The organism is Ferroplasma acidarmanus Fer1, assembly GCF_000152265.2.
Lineage (GTDB): Archaea > Thermoplasmatota > Thermoplasmata > Thermoplasmatales > Thermoplasmataceae > Ferroplasma > Ferroplasma acidiphilum.
Window position 1 is genome coordinate 1301467 of the sequence record NC_021592.1, and the last position, 17300, is coordinate 1318766.

A 17300-nucleotide genomic window follows, 5' to 3' on the forward strand; every position below is an offset into this window, starting at 1 on the left:
CTATAACAAATTAAAACGATGTTTTATAAAGTTTTCCTAGCATTTCAGTATTATTGTTTTTTAGTGTCATCCTTGTGGGTATTATCATTATCTGCCTTCAACTTATTATATATCCTTTCAAATGAAAGGTTAGTGTCATTTATAACCTTATCCACTTCCTTTCCAGCAATTTTTACCTTTGCAAGGTATACATTTGTCGAAGCTCCACGTGTTAACAATATAACTTCAGAATTCGGTATCTGTTTAATTGCTTCATCTATTAATTTTTCAGAAGGCACATCAGAGTTCAGTGTAACAGTTAGTGGATATACATTTTCAGGGCTTTCCCACATTGCATTCGGACCGAGGACATTGAATTTTGATTTTATATTCCAGTATGCTGAATCCAGTGCATTGTTTGCCCTTGCTATTTTTTCATTGAGTTCTGTAACCTCATTAAATACAATTAAAGCTTCAAACGTATTGCTCACACCATTTTTCGTTGAAAGGAAGAATTTGATATCGCTAAAATCATTGTTTTCTTTTATCTGGCTGAGTATTTGATCTGCTGGAACATCAGCCTGTACTGTTATATTCAATGGATAGGTATAGCTTCCATTTTTCGTGCGGAATTCTGTGATTACACTGTTGCCAAGTATCTCTGAATTGGGCAGGTAAATTATATTATTATCCTTTGTAAGCATCTGTGAAAACAGTGTTTTAACATCAATTATTTTTCCGGTGGTTTCTATGCTCCATACCCATGAATTTACAGATATAACTTCACCGTATTTTATCGTGTTTGTAGATGTGGCGAATATGCTTGATAATAGATTGGAAGCAACCGTCTGTACCGCAAGCCCAAGGACAACACCGCCAATAGCACTACCGGCCAGTATGCCTGTTACACTTATATGAAAAGCACTCATTACAAGTGCCAGTATAATAATATAAAATACTATTCTTATAATCAATGAGACCCCGTATAATGACCTGTTTGTCTTTATCAAAGCTTCTTTCAGGTATTTCAGGAAAGATCCTACTACCAAGAACCCTATTATAAGTATTATAACTGCATGTACAGCTTCAACGATAAATGGTTGATAACTTTTATACTGTGGCAGAAATTTGTTAATTACTATATCAATAGCAAAACCTGCGAGAAGGGCAAGTACTATTCCTATTATTACTTCCACAACTATTTTCAGTACCTCATTCCGCATTTTACCTAGTTTATGTTTGTCTATTGCCATTATATATCATCCATACCTATTCTGCTGAATCCTGTATAGGGTACAAGTACATCCGGAACCTTAATATAATCATCTTCCTGGAAATTTTCCATTATTGCCACAAGTACCCTTTCAGTTGCTATTGCTGTGCTATTTAATGTATGGGCAAATTTATTTCCGTCCTTTGCCCTGTAACGGATATTTAAAGACCTCGCCTGGTAATCCGTGTCATTTGAAGCCGATACCACCTCCCTGAATTTTCCCTGTGAAGGGTACCATACCTCTATGTCATACTTTTTTGCAGCCAAACTCCCGAGGTCGCCGGAGCATATGTTTACTATCCTATATGGCAAGCCAAGACTTTTGTATATATCTTCAGAATTCTTTACAAGCTCATCAAAAAAGTCCCATGACTCTTCCGGGCGGCAATAGATAAACTGTTCTATCTTGTTGAACTGGTGTACCCTGAATATTCCCTTTGTGTCACGCCCATGGGCTCCTGCCTCCCTTCTGAAGCATGGAGAAACGCCGCTTACCCTCAGTGGCAACTCTGATTCTTCCAGTATCTCTCCTGATAGCATGGAAGCAAGAGGGTGTTCAGCAGTGGCTATAAGGTAAAGGTCATCGCCTTCTATTTTATACAGGGACTCCTTAAATGTTTCTATGTCTGTGGCCCCGGACATGGATGCGTAATTAATCATAAAAGGTGGCTCCATAACGGTAAAATTTCTCTGTGACAGGAAATCTACTCCATAATTTATGAGTGCCAGTTCAAGCTTAAACAATCTATTTTTTAGAAAATAAAATCTGGAGCCGGCAATTTTGCCTGCCCTTTCGATATCTGCCAGATTATATTTTTCCATTAATGTTTGATGGTCAACCGGCTTTTTATCAATTACCGTATAATCCTTTGAATTGCCGCTGCCTTCCCTGAAATTTTCGATATCATCTTTAAAAACCCTTGCATTTCCGACATATCTGACAAGCTTGCTATTTTCATCTCCCTTGCATATTGGAACATCTTCCGCAAGCAGGTTGGGTATTAACCTTGCTAATTCATTTCTCTTTGATTCTATATCATTCTGCTCCTCTTCCAGGAGGCTAATTTTTTTGTTTATCTTCTCAACTTCTAATTTTAGGTTGTCAATATTTTCCCCTTTTTTAACAAGTGAAGAAATATCAGCGGTGATAATATTCTTGTCATGCTTATAAGTATTTAATATCTTAAGGTTCTCCCTCCATTTTAAATCAAGTGAGAAAAATTCATCCAGTATATTCAGATCAAAGCCCCTGGCCCTGCATGAATTGTAAAATCTTTCCTTATCTGACCTTAGAAGTTTTATATCTATCATAATTTAACCTTTCATAATTGATATAAATATAGTATATGTTTTTTATGCTATAATTAATTAATTTTTCTTGCAAACGCCTCTAAAAATTCCCTTTCATTATCATTTATTATTGCCGGTATTATTATTGAAGCCGGAGAGCCGGGTGGATTGTATTCCATTACCTTTTCCAGCTCGCCATAAATTATGCTCTCATTTTCTGACCCTATACCGATGCCTGCTATTACTGTCCTTTCCGGTTCTATCAGTCCTTTTTTCTGCCTATCTTCCATTCTTTTAAGAATTCCCAGTGCATCCTGTATACCCATGGTTTTTCCATCCTTTAAATCCAGCAATAGCAATGTATGCATATTATTTGAGTAATTAATATATATTCTATCATAAACGCTCACAGGGAAAAAATTTTCGTAAATAAAGGGCATGGATACAATGTTTCCGAATTTGTAATTAAAAAGCCCGGTTTTAGAAATAAATGCTGTAATTATGGATGCATTTTCAAATATTCTTACCTCAACACCTGCCTTCTGCGCCTCCATCCTCAGCTCATTGTGGGTGGTAGCTGATAATGCGTCTCCTGTGACAAGGAGGGTAACAATTTTATTTTTTGCTTCATTGATTATTTCGCTGTCTGTTTCAATCAGATTTCTGTCTGCCAGCCTTATCATTCCTCCGGTTAATGATGACAGGGAATCAACTGTATTGCCGGGGGATATTGATGTATATATTTCGAAATATACGAGATCTGATTCCTTCAAGGCATCTGCTTCTTCCAGTGTAAGGCTTTTTGTTCCCCGTAATCCCAGGCCCATAATATTAAGCATTTTTAAATCAAATCCTCTTCCAGGCGTATAACTTCATTGAGTTTCGCTAATCTTTCACCACCTATTGTTCCTGTCTTTATAAATTTTGAATTAAAAGCCACTGCCAGGTGTGCTATGAAATCATCGGTAGTTTCTCCACTTCTATGTGAAACAACGGTATCCATTGAATTTTTAGTCGCGAGCTTAACAGATTTTACAGTGTCGGAAAGTGTTCCTATCTGGTTTACTTTTATAAGTACTGCATTGGTAGATTTCATATCTATGCCTTTCTGTATTCTGGCGGAATTTGTTGTGTAAAGGTCATCTCCTACTATCAAACTATCTTCTCCAATTTTCTTTGTAATTTCTGCAAAACCTTCAAAATCATTATCGTATAATGGATCTTCTATAAAGTAAAATCCATGTTCTTTATTTAATGAGACTGCATAATCGATCTGCTCATCCTGTGTTTTCTTTGATGTTTTATAATCATATTTGCCATTATTATAGAATGAATCTGCGGCAAAATCTACTCCGAGATAAATTTTAACTTTGTTTTCAGATGATATTTCGCCTGCAGCTTCTTTCATTATTTCTATTGCTTCCTCATCAGAAACATCCGCTGTCCATGCTTTCTCATCGCCGAGACCAACGCTCTGGCCCTTTAGCTTCTCTGATAATTTCTCACCAACTCTCCTGTGTACCAGAATATTATAATATACGGAATCATAAAATGTTTTTCCCTGCGAAGAGACAAGAAATTCCTGTATTGTAGTTCCATTCTTTGAGTGTTTTCCGCCACCTATTATATTTCCCATAGGACGCGGTATCTGTGGATGCAGGCCTCCAACATATCTGTATAAAGGTATCTCAAGATAGTTTGATACTGCCTTTGCATTTGCTATCGAAAGGGCAGTAGCAAGATTTCCTCCCATTTCAGAGAAGTTATCCGTTCCATCCAGTTCGTGCAATAATGTGTCAAATCCACTCTGATTCAGTGCATTGAAACCTTTTAATGCATTTCTTACGTGCTTATTATAGAAATCCACACTGTTGTCAATATTATTTTTGGGATACGCAATTACTTCTGTTTTTCCCGTGCTCGCACCTGCAGGTGCTGAACTTGTGCCGGTTGCATAATTTAAAATAATTGTTGCCTCAATAGCCGGGTTTCCCCTTGAATCAAATATTTTTGTGATTCTTGAATCTGTTATTTCTATACTCTCTACCATATATGTATAACCATATAGAAAATAAATATTTATTGGTTATAAATAAAATATTGACCTGTGTTAAACTAATAATGCTCAGAGTCCCCCATTAAATAGCATCTTTTATTGCATGGAGTTAGAACAAGGGTTTTTACTGGATTCATGCAAAATATTAAATTTATAATTCCGTTCACCACATATGGTTAAATATGAAATAAGGGGCGGAGATGTACAGTATCTTCATGCAACGCTTGAAGCTGGAGAATCTGCATATATCGAACCGGGACATTTGATATATAAAACTCCCGGTGCCCGGCTGGATACCGGTACCGGTGGCTTAAGGGGGGCATTTTCCCACATGCTTGCAGGTTCAGCTGTTTTCCTTTTAAAGGTTGATGGCCCTGGCAATTTTGGGTCCGCAGGCTTTCTACCCGGTAAAGTTTTTGAAATAAAGCTGAATAACAATTCAATTTTCGCTGAATTCAATGCTTTTCTATGTATGGATTCCACAATTAAGTATTCAACAAAATTTGCCGGATTCTGGCAGGCAATATTTGGCGGCGAGGGCATATTCCTGGAAGAATTCTCAGGCACAGGCTCTGTAATGCTTCATGGGCATGGGCAGGTAATAGAATATGAATTAAAAGACGGTGAAGAAATACAGGCAGAACTCAGCCATGTACTGGCATTTGAGTCATCTGTTTCCTATAACGTCTCCAGAATTGGCGGTATTAAAACTATGGTTCTAGGCGGCATGGAGGGTGAGGGATTTTTCTTCGCCAATATGCGTGGTCCGGGCAAAGTATGGTTGCATTCGATCTCCCTTCTGGAACTGTCCGCAAAATTAGCCAGAAGATAAATACTTTTTTTAAAATAATTTTTTTATTTTGTTATATAAATTAGTTAGTTAAACCAGCATAAGAAAGTTTAATTATTAAGATTAGATAATGATTACGTGGACTCTAATAATGATGACGTTGAAGAATGGATATCTAAACAGGGCATCAAAACTACCAAGGAGATTGAGGTGCCCAAGCTTCTGTTTAATCAGGTGATTGGACAGGAGCATGCCGGGGAAGTCATACAAAAAGCAGCCATGCAAAAAAGGCATGTCCTTCTTATCGGTGAACCGGGCACAGGAAAATCTATGTTAGCCCAGTCTATGGTAGATTTCCTCCCCAAAGAGGATTTAGAGGATGTATTATGTTTTCCAAATCCAGAAGATTCCAATAAGCCCAAGATTAAAACTTTCCCTGCAGGCAAGGGAAAAGAAATACTCAGGCAATACCAGATAAAAGCAGAAAGGGAGAAAAAGGATAGATCAAAAAGCCTTCTTTTCATAGTTTTATCAATCATACTTTTAGGTGCAATACTTGCTATTTATCTCTGGGTGAGTGGCAATACTGCCGTTGCAATAGAAGTAATGTTTCTTGCTGTTATAGGTGCAGCATTCCTTTACATAATAATGGCCATGAATCCTGCGGCGAGGATGGAACGGGCAATGGTTCCAAAGCTGCTGGTAGGTCATAACCCTAATGATAAACCACCATTTATAGACTCTACTGGAGCACATTCCGGGGCACTTTTAGGTGATGTCAGGCATGATCCGTTCCAATCCGGCGGACTTGAAACCCCTGCTCATGAAAGAGTTGAAGCGGGCAACATGCAAAAAGCTGACAAAGGTGTCCTTTTCATTGATGAAATTAACCTGTTAAGGCCAGAAGACCAGCAGGCATTGCTTACTGCAATGCAGGAAAAGCACTTTTCCATATCAGGGCAGAGCGAGAGGAGTGCAGGAGCAATGGTTCAAACAGAACCGGTTCCATGCGACTTTGTCCTTGTAGCTGCGGGTAATCTTGATGCAATAAGAAATATGCATCCTGCACTGAGATCCAGGATAAGAGGGTATGGATATGAAGTTTATATGAACGATACCATGGAAGACAGCGATGATAACAGAAAGAAAATAGTTCAATTCATAGCACAGGAAATCGCAAAGGATAAGAAAATTCCGCCCTTCGATGATGGCGCAATTATCGAAATATTAAAGGAAGCACAGAAACGTGGCGGAAGAAAAGGAAGGCTCACATTAAGATTAAGGGAACTTGGCGGGCTTGTGAGGGTAGCAGGAGATATAGCTGTAACAAACAAGCAGCCAATTGTCACAGCAGATGATGTGAATCAGGCTAGAAACCTTAGCAAACCAGTTGAACAGCAGATAGCAGATAGGGCCATAGAAGTCAAGAAACTCTATAAAATGTTCACAGGAAATGGAAGCGCCATAGGGAAAGTAAACGGGCTTGCTGTTATGGGTTCTTCTGATATGTCCGATTTCACCGGAGTTGTGATGCCAATTGTTGCAGAAGTTACACAGGCACAGCATCCTCATAATGGAGGAGTATACGCAACAGGCAAACTGGGTGAAATTGCCAAGGAAGCAGTTCAAAATGTTTCTGCAGTAATTAAAAAATTGAGTGGCAAAAATGTATCTGATGTTGATATACATATACAGTTTATAGGAACCTATGAAGGTGTAGAAGGGGATTCAGCAAGTGTGTCAATAGCAACAGCGGTTATATCATCACTTGAATCCATTCCCATAGACCAGACAGTTGCTATGACGGGTTCTCTCAGTGTTCGCGGTGATGTACTCCCCGTAGGTGGAGTTACTGCAAAGGTTGAGGCTGCAATTGACACAGGGCTAGCCAAGGTTATAGTTCCTGCAAGCAATTTTAATGACATTATACTGGATGAGGCACATAAGGGTAAAATACAGATAATAGGTGCATCCAGAATAGAAGAAGTACTGGAAAACGCACTGATAATGGGTCCGGAAAAAGATAAGTTCCTCCAGAAAATAAAGGATATCGTAAACCCTGCCACAGATATCAAAAAACCCGCCCAGAGAAGGGGCACACATGTTGCATGATTTACAGTATTTTATTTTAAAATATTATAACAATAAAATTTTTGATTATTTGAAAACCAGAACCAGCCTTATTCAACTTATTGATGGCAATTCAATATCTTCAGAGTTGGAATTAAGTGAAGCAATCAGGAAAACAGATCGTTATCTGGAACACAATGGAAAGATCCATTTTCCAGGTACTGTCCTTTTAATGTATCTTGCACATACAAATCAGATCAATGTTGCCATAAACAGGTGCGGCATTAATCCAGATACGCAATCCGGTGTTGTTGTTTACTCAAACAGGGAAGACCTGGATTTTTTAATAGAAGGAGGATATATAAAATTAACAGAAAGATTCATTCCATACGACCTCCCCAGAAAGGATTTCGAGGTTTTTTCCAGCATGGCCCGGCTTGAAACTATGATTTAATGGTTTTAAATAGTTTCAATATATCCTGGAAATTAAGGTTAAATTCATTTATATTATTTTCAATAGCTTTTGAGGCCGTTATATTTCCAATACTTACAGAATCTTTTAATGTATACCCATTTGAAAGTGCTGTAAATAGGCCGGCCCTGAACGAATCACCCGCACCAATAGTGTCTGCAATGCGATCCGGTTTTATTCCAGGCATCAGAGTAGATTCTCCATTTTCAATCAAAGTTGCACCTTTTTCACCTTCCGTTATAATTATATTATTTACTGTTTTATATACGGCTGCACTATCTGTATTCAGCAATTCAAGGAGGTGGTAAAACTCCTTTCTGTTCATAATAATCATATTGCTGTGATTAACCATATACTCTGCACTTTCCTTATTGTACGTATACCATATTTCCTGTCCCGGGTCAAATACTACTTTAGCTTTCTTCTCCCTATCCAGAATTTTCATATACTCTTTCACCGGTCCTGTACCGATATTTAAGAATGTATAATTTCCATATTCAAAATGTTTTGAAGCTTCCCAATTATTCATCGGGCCCTGAAACATATATGCAATCTGTTCCCTTCCATCAGAGGGTAGGTAACAAATAGGCCCATTTTCTTCTTTCATAATGTCAACATGTTCTGTATTAATTCCTACTTTTTTTAGATTTGCAAGGTATTTTTCATGGGATATTTCACCAACAGCGGAATACAGATCAAATTTCAGTCCCAGCGCATTTGCAACGTATGCAAAATTCCCTGCAGTGCCTGCAAATTTCTCTCTAAGGGCCTTTACACCAGTAGCCTGGCCTGGAGACGGTAGAGATGGCACGGATAGGGTTACATCTATATTTAAGTGGCCAAAGAAAGCCAAAAATTTCATAGCTAGCGATTGTAATTAAATATTTAACAAATTTGACCGGGAAAAGGAATATTTCCTATCAACTGGAGCCGGCATCTATATTTCCCACAGCAATTTATTTTATATTGCTTAATTATTATCACATAGAAATAATATATAATACATTACATACTTTCACTATTTCAAAACATTTATATTGGTAAATTAACTCATTATATATATTGAATCATAAAGTTATAATTGCCGTTGCAGTTAGTGCAATTCTTATTGCAATGGTCTTTGCAGGTGCAAATATTCCATATCCGGGTTACAATCCAACCGATCATCTCATATCTGGAAAACACCCTATTTCCAATGTATCAGAGGTACCCAAGAATTTTACTTTATCTGGAAACGTATCTAATTCTAATAATAATTTGCCACTTTCCGGAACTATAACAGTAAGCAATTCCACAATGTCCAGAACATTTAATACCAGCAGCAATGGAAGCTATAATATCACTCTCCCGCAAGGGAATTATAGTATATCGTCTTCAATACCTGGATTTCAAAATTATTCATCCACAATCAATCTGGATAGCAATAAAACGCAGAATATATCAACGCCTCCTGCTACTACCATAGGAAATGGAATTAATCAGGTTCCAGGTTCTACCAATGTGTCAACACTGGTTCCATATCTCAATAATAGTATTATGTCCGGAGGGCTTAATACTGACAATATAACCGGAACATTTGATAAAAATATCACAATAGATCTGGGCAAGAAATTAAACAATACACAATTTGTTGTATTGATGAAGTTAGACGGTGCAGTATATAGCTATAATTGGGTGACAAACGGAAGCGGGATGGCGAAATTATTCCTTAAATATTCCGGAAATTATACAATGTCCGCATATACACTGTATTATAATTCTAGTGTAATTCATTACAATACTGCAAATAATGATACTGCCAGATTCAATATGACAGAGCGTATAACATTCATTTCCTCTGTTATTCTTCAAAGTGCAGTCCCATTACATGATAATTCATCAGTTGCAAACTCAACACTCACAGTCAAAGGGGGAGTTTTCTCTGTACCTTCCTTATCCGTTAACAGTAATTTAACAGGGACTTACTATAAATATGAGGTACCCGCTGGTTTCTATAATTTTGCTTACAGTAATGCCCATTACGTTTCAAAAAATTTTGGCGTTGATGTAACAGGAAACAGTACAGTAAATAAAACAATTGACCCTTATTTAATATCCATAAATATAAGGAATAATACCGGGAATACATTTAATTATACACTTGGTAGCACATTTTATAGTGGTAATGGCATACACATGGCTACTTCAGGCATAACCACCCTATTAGTGTTCCATGACGGTAAAATAGTATACGACAATACAATACTCCTAACCAGTGCAAATCCATACTACCAGCTTAACCTTACTATTAGCAACAAAAATCTTACATTTAACGGCATTGAAACGGATTCGACAAATCTTTCCATTGTATATTCAGGCAATGTAACTTCTAACTTTTATATTGCATCCCTCGAATTTGAAAACTTTAGCACATCTGCCACTAACGGAATGATAATTATTTCCGGTGCTGCGAGTGGAAGCTACCCCCTAGACAGTGGATTATATACATACAATATGTCACAATCCCTTCCAACATCAGCGGGCAACCTCACAATAAAACTCGTTTATGATAATGATTCTAAGGTAAGCACAGATGGGCGTATGACTGTAGAGGTATATGGTTATAATATATCCACACTAGGAAATTATATTACGGAGTGATTTTTATTGCTATTCAAAAAGAATGTACAGAAAACAGAGAAAATTGAAGAGAAGACTAAAACTGTGTTGAAAATAAAAACAGTTGACGATATACCTGTAATAAAGGAAATGAGGAAGAAGATAGGGAATGGGGAACGAAAGGAAGCAATAATATACGGGTACACAAACCTGAAAAATGATTATACCAGATTTTACGGTTGCCAGAAATATTCATCAAACCGGGATTTTATCCTCTCAGAAATAAGCCATTTTGATATAGTTCCGGATCGTACTGAATTCAGTACGGATAATTTTACCATCAAAAATTTAATAGAAAATTCAATATACAATAAAGAGGAAACAGATGCTACTCCAGATAATGCTGGTAAAGCGGATAGCGTGGAAAAGACTACCCGTTTTTTTGCAATAAAAAAAATAGCATTGTTTTATTTTAACTACTATGAAATTGCCCGTTTTGGTGATTATAACTGGGATGCGTTGGATGAAAAGGAGATAATAGACCCTGTCAAAGACGCATATAATTATATGGATATAATGAAATTGTTTTACGGTGGTGAACCTCATGGGGATTAATATAATTGGTCTTTTTCTTGATTACCGTACCAGCTTCAAATTTTTCTATCCTGTGGTTGTTCTACTTTTCCTTACCCTGGTTGTGACATTTCATTCCAGGAAATATAAAAATAAGGAAATGGACGAAATTATCCGTGATGCAAACCTGAAAATTGAAGATACACATTTCCTGAAAGAACTTAAACTCATAAAATCAGGGGATTTCTCATCCTACCTCATGGAAATAGATAATGATATGTCTCAAGTAACCCTTCTATTAAAGCACTATAAACTTATGGTCAGGAAATATCATAAATATAACGCGAAAAGCAAAAACTCTTCGAGGATTATGAGAAAACATGCTGCAAAAATGAAAGATGCATATCTTCAATATATTTTAGATGACTATGAATCGATTAAGAAAATAAAAATGAATATGATAAATACGGAGGTGTACGATGAATGGAAGAAACAGAAAATATAAGGGATACAATAATTGATATGGAAACATCCATAGGAAATACGGTAATAGGTTCTTCGAGAATAGTCCGTTTTATGCTTATTTCTCTATTTACAAATAACCACATACTTATGGAAAGTGTTCCGGGGCTTGCCAAAACAATGCTTGCATCAGAATTTTCCAAGCATCTTGGCTTGCAATTCAAGAGAATACAGTTTACCCCCGATATGCTCCCCTCAGACGTAACAGGGAATATGGTTTTTAACCCAGAAACAAGGAAAATGGAATTCAGGGAAGGCCCTGTATTTTCAAACATTGTCCTGGCAGATGAAATAAACAGGACACCACCAAAGGTCCAATCTGCCCTGCTTGAAGCCATGGAAGAAAAGCAGGTATCAGTATACGGGCTCACAACAAAACTACCATCACCATTTCTTGTAATTGCAACCCAGAACCCCATAGAGCAGGAAGGCACATTTCCCCTTGCAGAAGCCTTGATGGACAGATTCCTGTTCAGGTACTATATTGATTACCCTGATAGGGAAGACGAGATAAAAATTTTAAAATCTATTTACAGAAACGCAGCTAAAAAATATAATACCCTGGATTCAGCCACTATACTGCATTACCGGAATTTAGTAAACGAAGTTTATGTTAATGAAGAAATAATAGAATACATTATAAATATAATCAGGAAGAGCAGGGAATCAGATATGGTATACCTGGGTGCCAGTACACGTACTGCAGTGAAATACCTTAATGCTGCAAGGGCAAATGCTATGCTAAGCGGGAGGAAATACGTTATTCCTGAGGACGTAATCTTTATTGCCCGGGAAATCCTAAACCATCGCCTTATTATGCGCCCTGAGTCACTCATAGATTCAGAGGCAGATTACAGAAAAATTATATACAATGTCATAGATTCAATAATAAATTCTGTAGAGGCACCCCAATGATCCGGAAGGCAGGTTATGCTATACTGGCTGTATTGACATACGGAATACTTGAATCAGTTCTGTTAGGATATAAATATTACATTATATTTACGATTCTTACATTCTTCATGGTTGCATTTGATGTTGTATATTTTAATATATCAGGTTCGAAGGCGATAAATCATATTTCGGTTACAAGAAGGTATGATACAATTAAATTCAGAAAAAACAGGAAATTTCAGATAACCCTGCTTTTTGAAAATAAAAATCCATTTCCAGTCTCAGTGCATTTTTTTGATGAAGCCATAGATGTGCTGGAGATTTCCGGAAAAACAGGTGGAAATATAACCATTCCTGAAAATGGGTCATACGAAACATCTTATTCAACAATTCCGCGTTATATAGGAAAATATAAACTGGGAAATATAACAATCAGTATCTCAGACCTGTTTCATATTGCTTCAGTTAATAAGACAATAGCCATGGATATGGCGATTCGCATATCACCTTCTACACGTGACATAAAATCTATCCGGAGTGAAATGATAAGCAGTTTTATTTATACCCAGGGCAACCATTATTCCCACCATGTTGGCCAGGGGTACAATCTATACGGTGTAAGGCCCTATACATTTGAAGACGATCCCCGGTTTATTGTATGGAGCAGATACAGTGAAGGCAATGAGGATAGCATAATGGTAAAAGAAATGGAGGAAGAGCGTGAAATTACAACAATTTTTATCATAGACTACAGCATAGCCATGAATTACGGCGATATAGACAGGGTTTACGACAGTTCTATAGTAGATATTATTAATTCAGCCCATTTTATGGCAAAAAACCGTGACAATGTAGGATTTTTACTATATTCAAGCAAAATTAATGTATATATCCCGCCTGGCAAGAGTGGCGAGAGTATAAGCAGATTGGAAAAATCAGTTTCCAGTATTCTTCCAGATGGGGAATTTAGAATTGGGGATGCCCTAAAAGAACTACAGCTAAAGCAAAAAAAGCATTTTCTAACATTTATTATAACCGCATCCAGATCATACATACCGCGAAAATTTTTAAATTATAGCTCAACAAGCATATTCCTTATAGACAGTGAATCATACTATGAATATTCGCCAACCGGGAAATTCGACGGGCTTCTCATACAGAATATGCGGAAAAAAGATCTGGAAAACCTGTCACGAAACGTTAAGGAGATCAGGGATTATGGCATTAGATGCACATATGTGAACAGGAAAAATATGCTTTCAAAAATTATGGTAGAATATAATTACAGGAGGAGCATGAATGCAGGTGCGTGATAACATAAATAAATATTTAATTCCTGTACTGGCAGCTATTATATTTATTCCTGACTTTATAATGTTTTACGCACTGGGAAATGTGATTTATAATTCAACGGTTTTCTACTTTGTTATTTTATTCACAGTTGAAATTATACTTTCAAAATTTATTAAACTCTATGGTTTCCTGATCTTCCTTTTTACCCTCATGGCTGTGTTATTGTTGTATATCAAAACACTTTATTATTATACACATATTGTAGGAAGGTATTTTTATTATCTGCCCAATATGCCTGTAACCACCAGGTTGGTTTATACCCTTGTGGTTATATTTATTATTGGCATAATGGTAGAAGGATTATTCTCCAGAAAATTCTGGCATCTAATTTCATCATATATTATTGTAACCGGTACCATGCTCATGCAAATGGCAACACTTGCATATATGCATGCTGGTGGAATAACCATTAATTATAATTCCTACATGACTAGCCTTTACAGTGTATCTGTATTAGAATACAAATCTATTCTCTCACTATTCCTTCACGGATACCAGACCTACCTTCCACTGTACAAACTCGCGCTTCCCATGGCATTTCCGATTGCAATAGGATTTATGGTATCTGTAATAGGAACAATACTGTGGTTATATTCTATACAAAGCAGTAAAACGGACAATGTTTTTGGATACTTTTCCATAGTTATCGGGCTTGCAATCGGTTATCTGTTCTTTCTCACAATTCACTATGTTACCCCTGTTAAGTTTGAATTTTTATCAATAGCCATAGCCGTTGTATCTGTTTACCTCATTATTTCATACAGCAATAGTAAAAGCAAGGATATTACGGTCAAAGCTGATCCAGATTATGAAAAGTAAATTGCTGATTAAGCCATATAAACTATCCCTATTTTATAACAAAAAAACGGTATGTTTATGTACTTAATTGGCATTATTATATAAATTTGCATTAATAAAAAGCATTATGAAGCTATCCAGCTAAAATCTGATGTAGTCCCATCAGTATTGCTGAAAGGTGGCTGCATATGAAATGCAAACTATACCAGTGGCTTGTCCTCTATTTCCCATCCATACAATCCATTGTATAGATTATATACATTTGTTATGCCATTTTCCTCAAGAAACTTTCCTGTATAGTAACTTCTATGACCGGAGCTGCATACCAGCACTATTTTTTTATCTCTGTACTTTTCTACCAGAGATATATTATTAAAAATATCGTACATAGGAATTGGCACAGAATTTTCTATATGGCCGGATTCATATTCAAATTGTTCCCTTACATCTATAATCACGCATTCATTCTTTTCTGCCATTTCCGATACTTCATCAGCATCTATGTTGAGAACCATAAAACACAAATATAAAATTATTATTTAATTTTTAAAACGCTTTGAATGCTACATATTTTAAATAAACATAAGAATTACCAATAATAACAATAAATGGGGTTGCCTGACAACACTATGCGACTCTAAAATATATTCAGTCTTTCTGATTCCGGTAAGCAGATGAATATTCAAGAATGGCTATTATAAATTCGGCATTGCTCCATACTAGCGGGGAAACAGAATGTGGTTCTCCTGTGTAGGGGTTGATCTGTTCTGAAAAAATTCCAGATTTTTGCCTGTGGGATTTTACCCATTCTATAAGGGACCATGATTTTTCTAAATTTCCTATTCTAATATAGTAACGAGCCATCCAGAGTGTTGTAATTATCCAGGGATTTCCAGTTATGTTGCTATCTTCCCTTATCCGCATATAATTGTCATTTTCATATCTCGCTATGCCTCCGCTTCCATTTACCCACAATTTTTCCATAATCGCTTCCATTGTTGAAAGCACCCTCGAATCCGTTGGGTTTTTCATTCCGAATATGGCAATTGATGATAATGCGCTATCCACCGTGAAATCCAGTTTTCCATTGATAATGGCACGGGCATACCTTCTATATTCATCCGAATAAAATTTCTGATCAAAGGCATTTACCATTCTATCTGCAGCATCTGAATACTTTCTCGAAAGTGCCTGGTCGCCAAAAACCCCCGCGAAATTGGATGCGGCTTTAAGTGCAGCAAAGGTGGTAGATACAGTATATGCATGTATCCCGTATCTTTCTTCCCAGAGGTCAAACGATTCCCTGGGCAGGCCGTCAGCGTCTACAAACCCTGTCATAAATTCAGCGGCCCTAATCACAATACTTTCGTAAAAAGGCGCAGTAAACCCTATATCATTATATTTTTTGAAATATTCCCACAGGACATATATAAGTAGTGCGGTTTCATCCTCCTGGATCGGATATATCTCTTTGCCATTCATTATATGGGGAAGCCAGCTACTGGCAGGGCTCCCATCCATATTGTACTTATGGTACATATAGCCTTTTCCGGACATCAATGATGTTGACATTGAAAAGAATTTCCTTCCCGATTCAGTATGTCCGGCTATACTGAGTGCATAAGCTGCTATGGACGCATCCCTCGGCCACATATAATAATAGCCGTCGTGGCTTATCTTTAGGATATCACTATCACATGAAGCAGCTATTGCTCCAATGGAATTGGAATGGCTTTTCACTATAAAGAGCGATCTACGGAAAATGGCATTTGTCTCAGAATCCAGGCCGGGCAACACTTTGGATGACCATAGCTCCCAGTAATTTGTGGTTCTCCTGTTAAGTTTTTCCATATACTCAAGATTTATATCCATGCTGATTTCTTCTATATCTTCATAGTTTTCCCCAGCTATAATATAATAATAGAGGTAAAATTTACTTTCTGCTTCTATATCAAAGGAATGCCGTAAAACAGAATCCACAGATCCTATGGAGACCGGATTCATTGAAAGCTCATTATCCTCAGCATCTTTCCATGTGCCCTTAAGGTTGCCTACATCCTTGACACCGGTAGCATACTGGTCTATGGATTTTCCGTTCTGGTCTATTGTTGACGCCATAAAGTACCGTTTTTCCTTATAATGTAAAATTCCGTTAAATTCTGGATAAAAGGCTGCTGTGTCTCCTATATCATTCCCGTAAATGTAAAAATTCTGGTGGAAAAATAATTTTACATTCTTCTTGACACCACTGTTATTTGAAATGGTAATGAATCTTACATATACATTTCTGTAAATATCTACAAAATCCTTATTTTCGAAATTGATGCCGTCAGAAGAATAATTTACGGTCCCCACCATTGTGTGGTCATAATAATCCATGGAGTCTATCTGGTTCCTATCAATCCATTTAAAATTATCATCTACGGAAACACCATACATAAAGGGGTGGCCAGCCGCATGATTCCCGGATGCGGTTTCAGAAAAATAAAAATCAACAATTCTATAATCTTCATCAAAGGTTAATAACATCTTTCCATTTCCCAATGGAATATATCTTACCATAACATAGAGATATGATATGCAGTTTAAAACGTTTTTGTATATGGAGGTATTAAGGCCTTATCTGGAATTG

Annotated in this window: 16 protein-coding genes; 9 read left to right on the plus strand and 7 right to left on the minus strand. The window is 36.9% G+C overall.

What is annotated here, in order from left to right:
- Positions 1-50 precede the first annotated feature (50 nt).
- From FACI_RS06650 to eno, 4 genes are read right to left on the minus strand one after another with little or no spacing between them, the layout of a single operon-like run.
- On the minus strand, positions 51-1232 hold the full coding sequence (locus FACI_RS06650; RefSeq protein ID WP_009887365.1) for a mechanosensitive ion channel family protein: 1182 nt from the start codon (positions 1230-1232) through the stop codon (positions 51-53).
- Positions 1232-2563 carry a serine--tRNA ligase gene (serS, locus tag FACI_RS06655; RefSeq protein ID WP_009887366.1) on the minus strand — a complete coding sequence of 444 codons (1332 nt, stop codon included), beginning with the start codon at positions 2561-2563 and terminating at the stop codon, positions 1232-1234. The genes FACI_RS06650 and serS overlap by 1 nt, the downstream gene beginning before the upstream one ends.
- A 53-nt stretch (positions 2564-2616) precedes the next feature.
- Entirely contained in the window at positions 2617-3381 is a 765-nt protein-coding gene (gene dph5 / locus FACI_RS06660) for a diphthine synthase (RefSeq protein WP_009887367.1), read from the minus strand.
- A gap of 2 nt (positions 3382-3383) precedes the next feature.
- Complete coding sequence (gene eno / locus FACI_RS06665; protein WP_009887368.1) at positions 3384-4592, minus strand: phosphopyruvate hydratase; 1209 nt, start codon at positions 4590-4592, stop codon at positions 3384-3386.
- A gap of 178 nt (positions 4593-4770) precedes the next feature.
- On the opposite strand from eno, the gene FACI_RS06670 reads away from it, so the two are divergent.
- From FACI_RS06670 to cgi121, 3 genes are all read left to right on the plus strand, one after another.
- Positions 4771-5430: a TIGR00266 family protein gene (locus FACI_RS06670; RefSeq protein WP_009887369.1), complete on the plus strand. Its 660-nt coding sequence runs from the start codon at positions 4771-4773 to the stop codon at positions 5428-5430.
- A gap of 96 nt (positions 5431-5526) precedes the next feature.
- Positions 5527-7500 carry an ATP-dependent protease LonB gene (gene lonB / locus FACI_RS06675; RefSeq protein ID WP_009887370.1) on the plus strand — a complete coding sequence of 658 codons (1974 nt, stop codon included), beginning with the start codon at positions 5527-5529 and terminating at the stop codon, positions 7498-7500.
- Entirely contained in the window at positions 7490-7912 is a 423-nt protein-coding gene (gene cgi121 / locus FACI_RS06680) for a KEOPS complex subunit Cgi121 (protein WP_009887371.1), read from the plus strand. Before lonB ends, cgi121 begins: the two co-directional genes overlap by 11 nt.
- Here the strand turns inward: cgi121 and FACI_RS06685 are convergent.
- Complete coding sequence (locus FACI_RS06685; protein ID WP_009887372.1) at positions 7902-8792, minus strand: nucleoside kinase; 891 nt, start codon at positions 8790-8792, stop codon at positions 7902-7904. The genes cgi121 and FACI_RS06685 overlap by 11 nt on opposite strands.
- Positions 8793-8992: 200 nt before the next feature.
- Here FACI_RS06685 and FACI_RS06690 point away from each other — a divergent pair, with 200 nt between their 5' ends.
- Genes FACI_RS06690 through FACI_RS06715 form a run of 6 tightly spaced genes read left to right on the plus strand, consistent with a single transcriptional unit; the run spans position 8993 to position 14689 of the window.
- On the plus strand, positions 8993-10570 hold the full coding sequence (locus FACI_RS06690; protein WP_009887373.1) for a carboxypeptidase regulatory-like domain-containing protein: 1578 nt from the start codon (positions 8993-8995) through the stop codon (positions 10568-10570).
- 6 nt (positions 10571-10576) lie between these two features.
- Positions 10577-11143, plus strand: a complete 567-nt coding sequence (locus FACI_RS06695) for a hypothetical protein (RefSeq protein WP_009887374.1) — start codon at positions 10577-10579, stop codon at positions 11141-11143.
- Positions 11133-11606, plus strand: coding sequence for a hypothetical protein (locus FACI_RS06700; RefSeq protein WP_009887375.1), 474 nt, complete (start codon positions 11133-11135; stop codon positions 11604-11606). The genes FACI_RS06695 and FACI_RS06700 overlap by 11 nt, the downstream gene beginning before the upstream one ends.
- Positions 11585-12538 (plus strand): AAA family ATPase, encoded by a 954-nt coding sequence (locus tag FACI_RS06705; protein WP_009887376.1) that lies wholly within the window; start codon positions 11585-11587, stop codon positions 12536-12538. The genes FACI_RS06700 and FACI_RS06705 overlap by 22 nt, the downstream gene beginning before the upstream one ends.
- Positions 12535-13830 carry a DUF58 domain-containing protein gene (locus FACI_RS06710; RefSeq protein ID WP_009887377.1) on the plus strand — a complete coding sequence of 432 codons (1296 nt, stop codon included), beginning with the start codon at positions 12535-12537 and terminating at the stop codon, positions 13828-13830. The genes FACI_RS06705 and FACI_RS06710 overlap by 4 nt, the downstream gene beginning before the upstream one ends.
- Positions 13817-14689, plus strand: a complete 873-nt coding sequence (locus tag FACI_RS06715) for a hypothetical protein (RefSeq protein ID WP_009887378.1) — start codon at positions 13817-13819, stop codon at positions 14687-14689. The genes FACI_RS06710 and FACI_RS06715 overlap by 14 nt, the downstream gene beginning before the upstream one ends.
- Before the next feature lie 179 nt (positions 14690-14868).
- Here the strand turns inward: FACI_RS06715 and FACI_RS06720 are convergent, their stop codons facing one another.
- Together FACI_RS06720 and FACI_RS06725 are read right to left on the minus strand one after the other, a co-directional pair.
- Complete coding sequence (locus FACI_RS06720) at positions 14869-15183, minus strand: rhodanese-like domain-containing protein (protein WP_009887379.1); 315 nt, start codon at positions 15181-15183, stop codon at positions 14869-14871.
- Positions 15184-15316: 133 nt separating this feature from the next.
- Complete coding sequence (locus FACI_RS06725; protein ID WP_009887380.1) at positions 15317-17230, minus strand: glycoside hydrolase family 15 protein; 1914 nt, start codon at positions 17228-17230, stop codon at positions 15317-15319.
- Positions 17231-17300: the final 70 nt, after the last annotated feature.

Excerpts from the sequence above, each read along its gene's own strand:
- FACI_RS06650 (WP_009887365.1), bottom strand. The coding sequence starts at position 1,232 with ATGGCAATAGACAAACATAAACTAGGTAAAATGCGGAATGAGGTACTG.
- serS (WP_009887366.1), bottom strand. The coding sequence starts at position 2,563 with ATGATAGATATAAAACTTCTAAGGTCAGATAAGGAAAGATTTTACAAT.
- dph5 (WP_009887367.1), bottom strand. The coding sequence starts at position 3,381 with ATGCTTAATATTATGGGCCTGGGATTACGGGGAACAAAAAGCCTTACA.
- eno (WP_009887368.1), bottom strand. The coding sequence starts at position 4,592 with ATGGTAGAGAGTATAGAAATAACAGATTCAAGAATCACAAAAATATTT.
- FACI_RS06670 (WP_009887369.1), top strand. The coding sequence starts at position 4,771 with ATGGTTAAATATGAAATAAGGGGCGGAGATGTACAGTATCTTCATGCA.
- cgi121 (WP_009887371.1), top strand. The coding sequence starts at position 7,490 with ATGTTGCATGATTTACAGTATTTTATTTTAAAATATTATAACAATAAA.
- FACI_RS06685 (WP_009887372.1), bottom strand. The coding sequence starts at position 8,792 with ATGAAATTTTTGGCTTTCTTTGGCCACTTAAATATAGATGTAACCCTA.
- FACI_RS06700 (WP_009887375.1), top strand. The coding sequence starts at position 11,133 with ATGGGGATTAATATAATTGGTCTTTTTCTTGATTACCGTACCAGCTTC.
- FACI_RS06705 (WP_009887376.1), top strand. The coding sequence starts at position 11,585 with ATGGAAGAAACAGAAAATATAAGGGATACAATAATTGATATGGAAACA.
- FACI_RS06710 (WP_009887377.1), top strand. The coding sequence starts at position 12,535 with ATGATCCGGAAGGCAGGTTATGCTATACTGGCTGTATTGACATACGGA.
- FACI_RS06715 (WP_009887378.1), top strand. The coding sequence starts at position 13,817 with ATGCAGGTGCGTGATAACATAAATAAATATTTAATTCCTGTACTGGCA.
- FACI_RS06720 (WP_009887379.1), bottom strand. The coding sequence starts at position 15,183 with ATGGTTCTCAACATAGATGCTGATGAAGTATCGGAAATGGCAGAAAAG.
- FACI_RS06725 (WP_009887380.1), bottom strand. The coding sequence starts at position 17,230 with ATGGTAAGATATATTCCATTGGGAAATGGAAAGATGTTATTAACCTTT.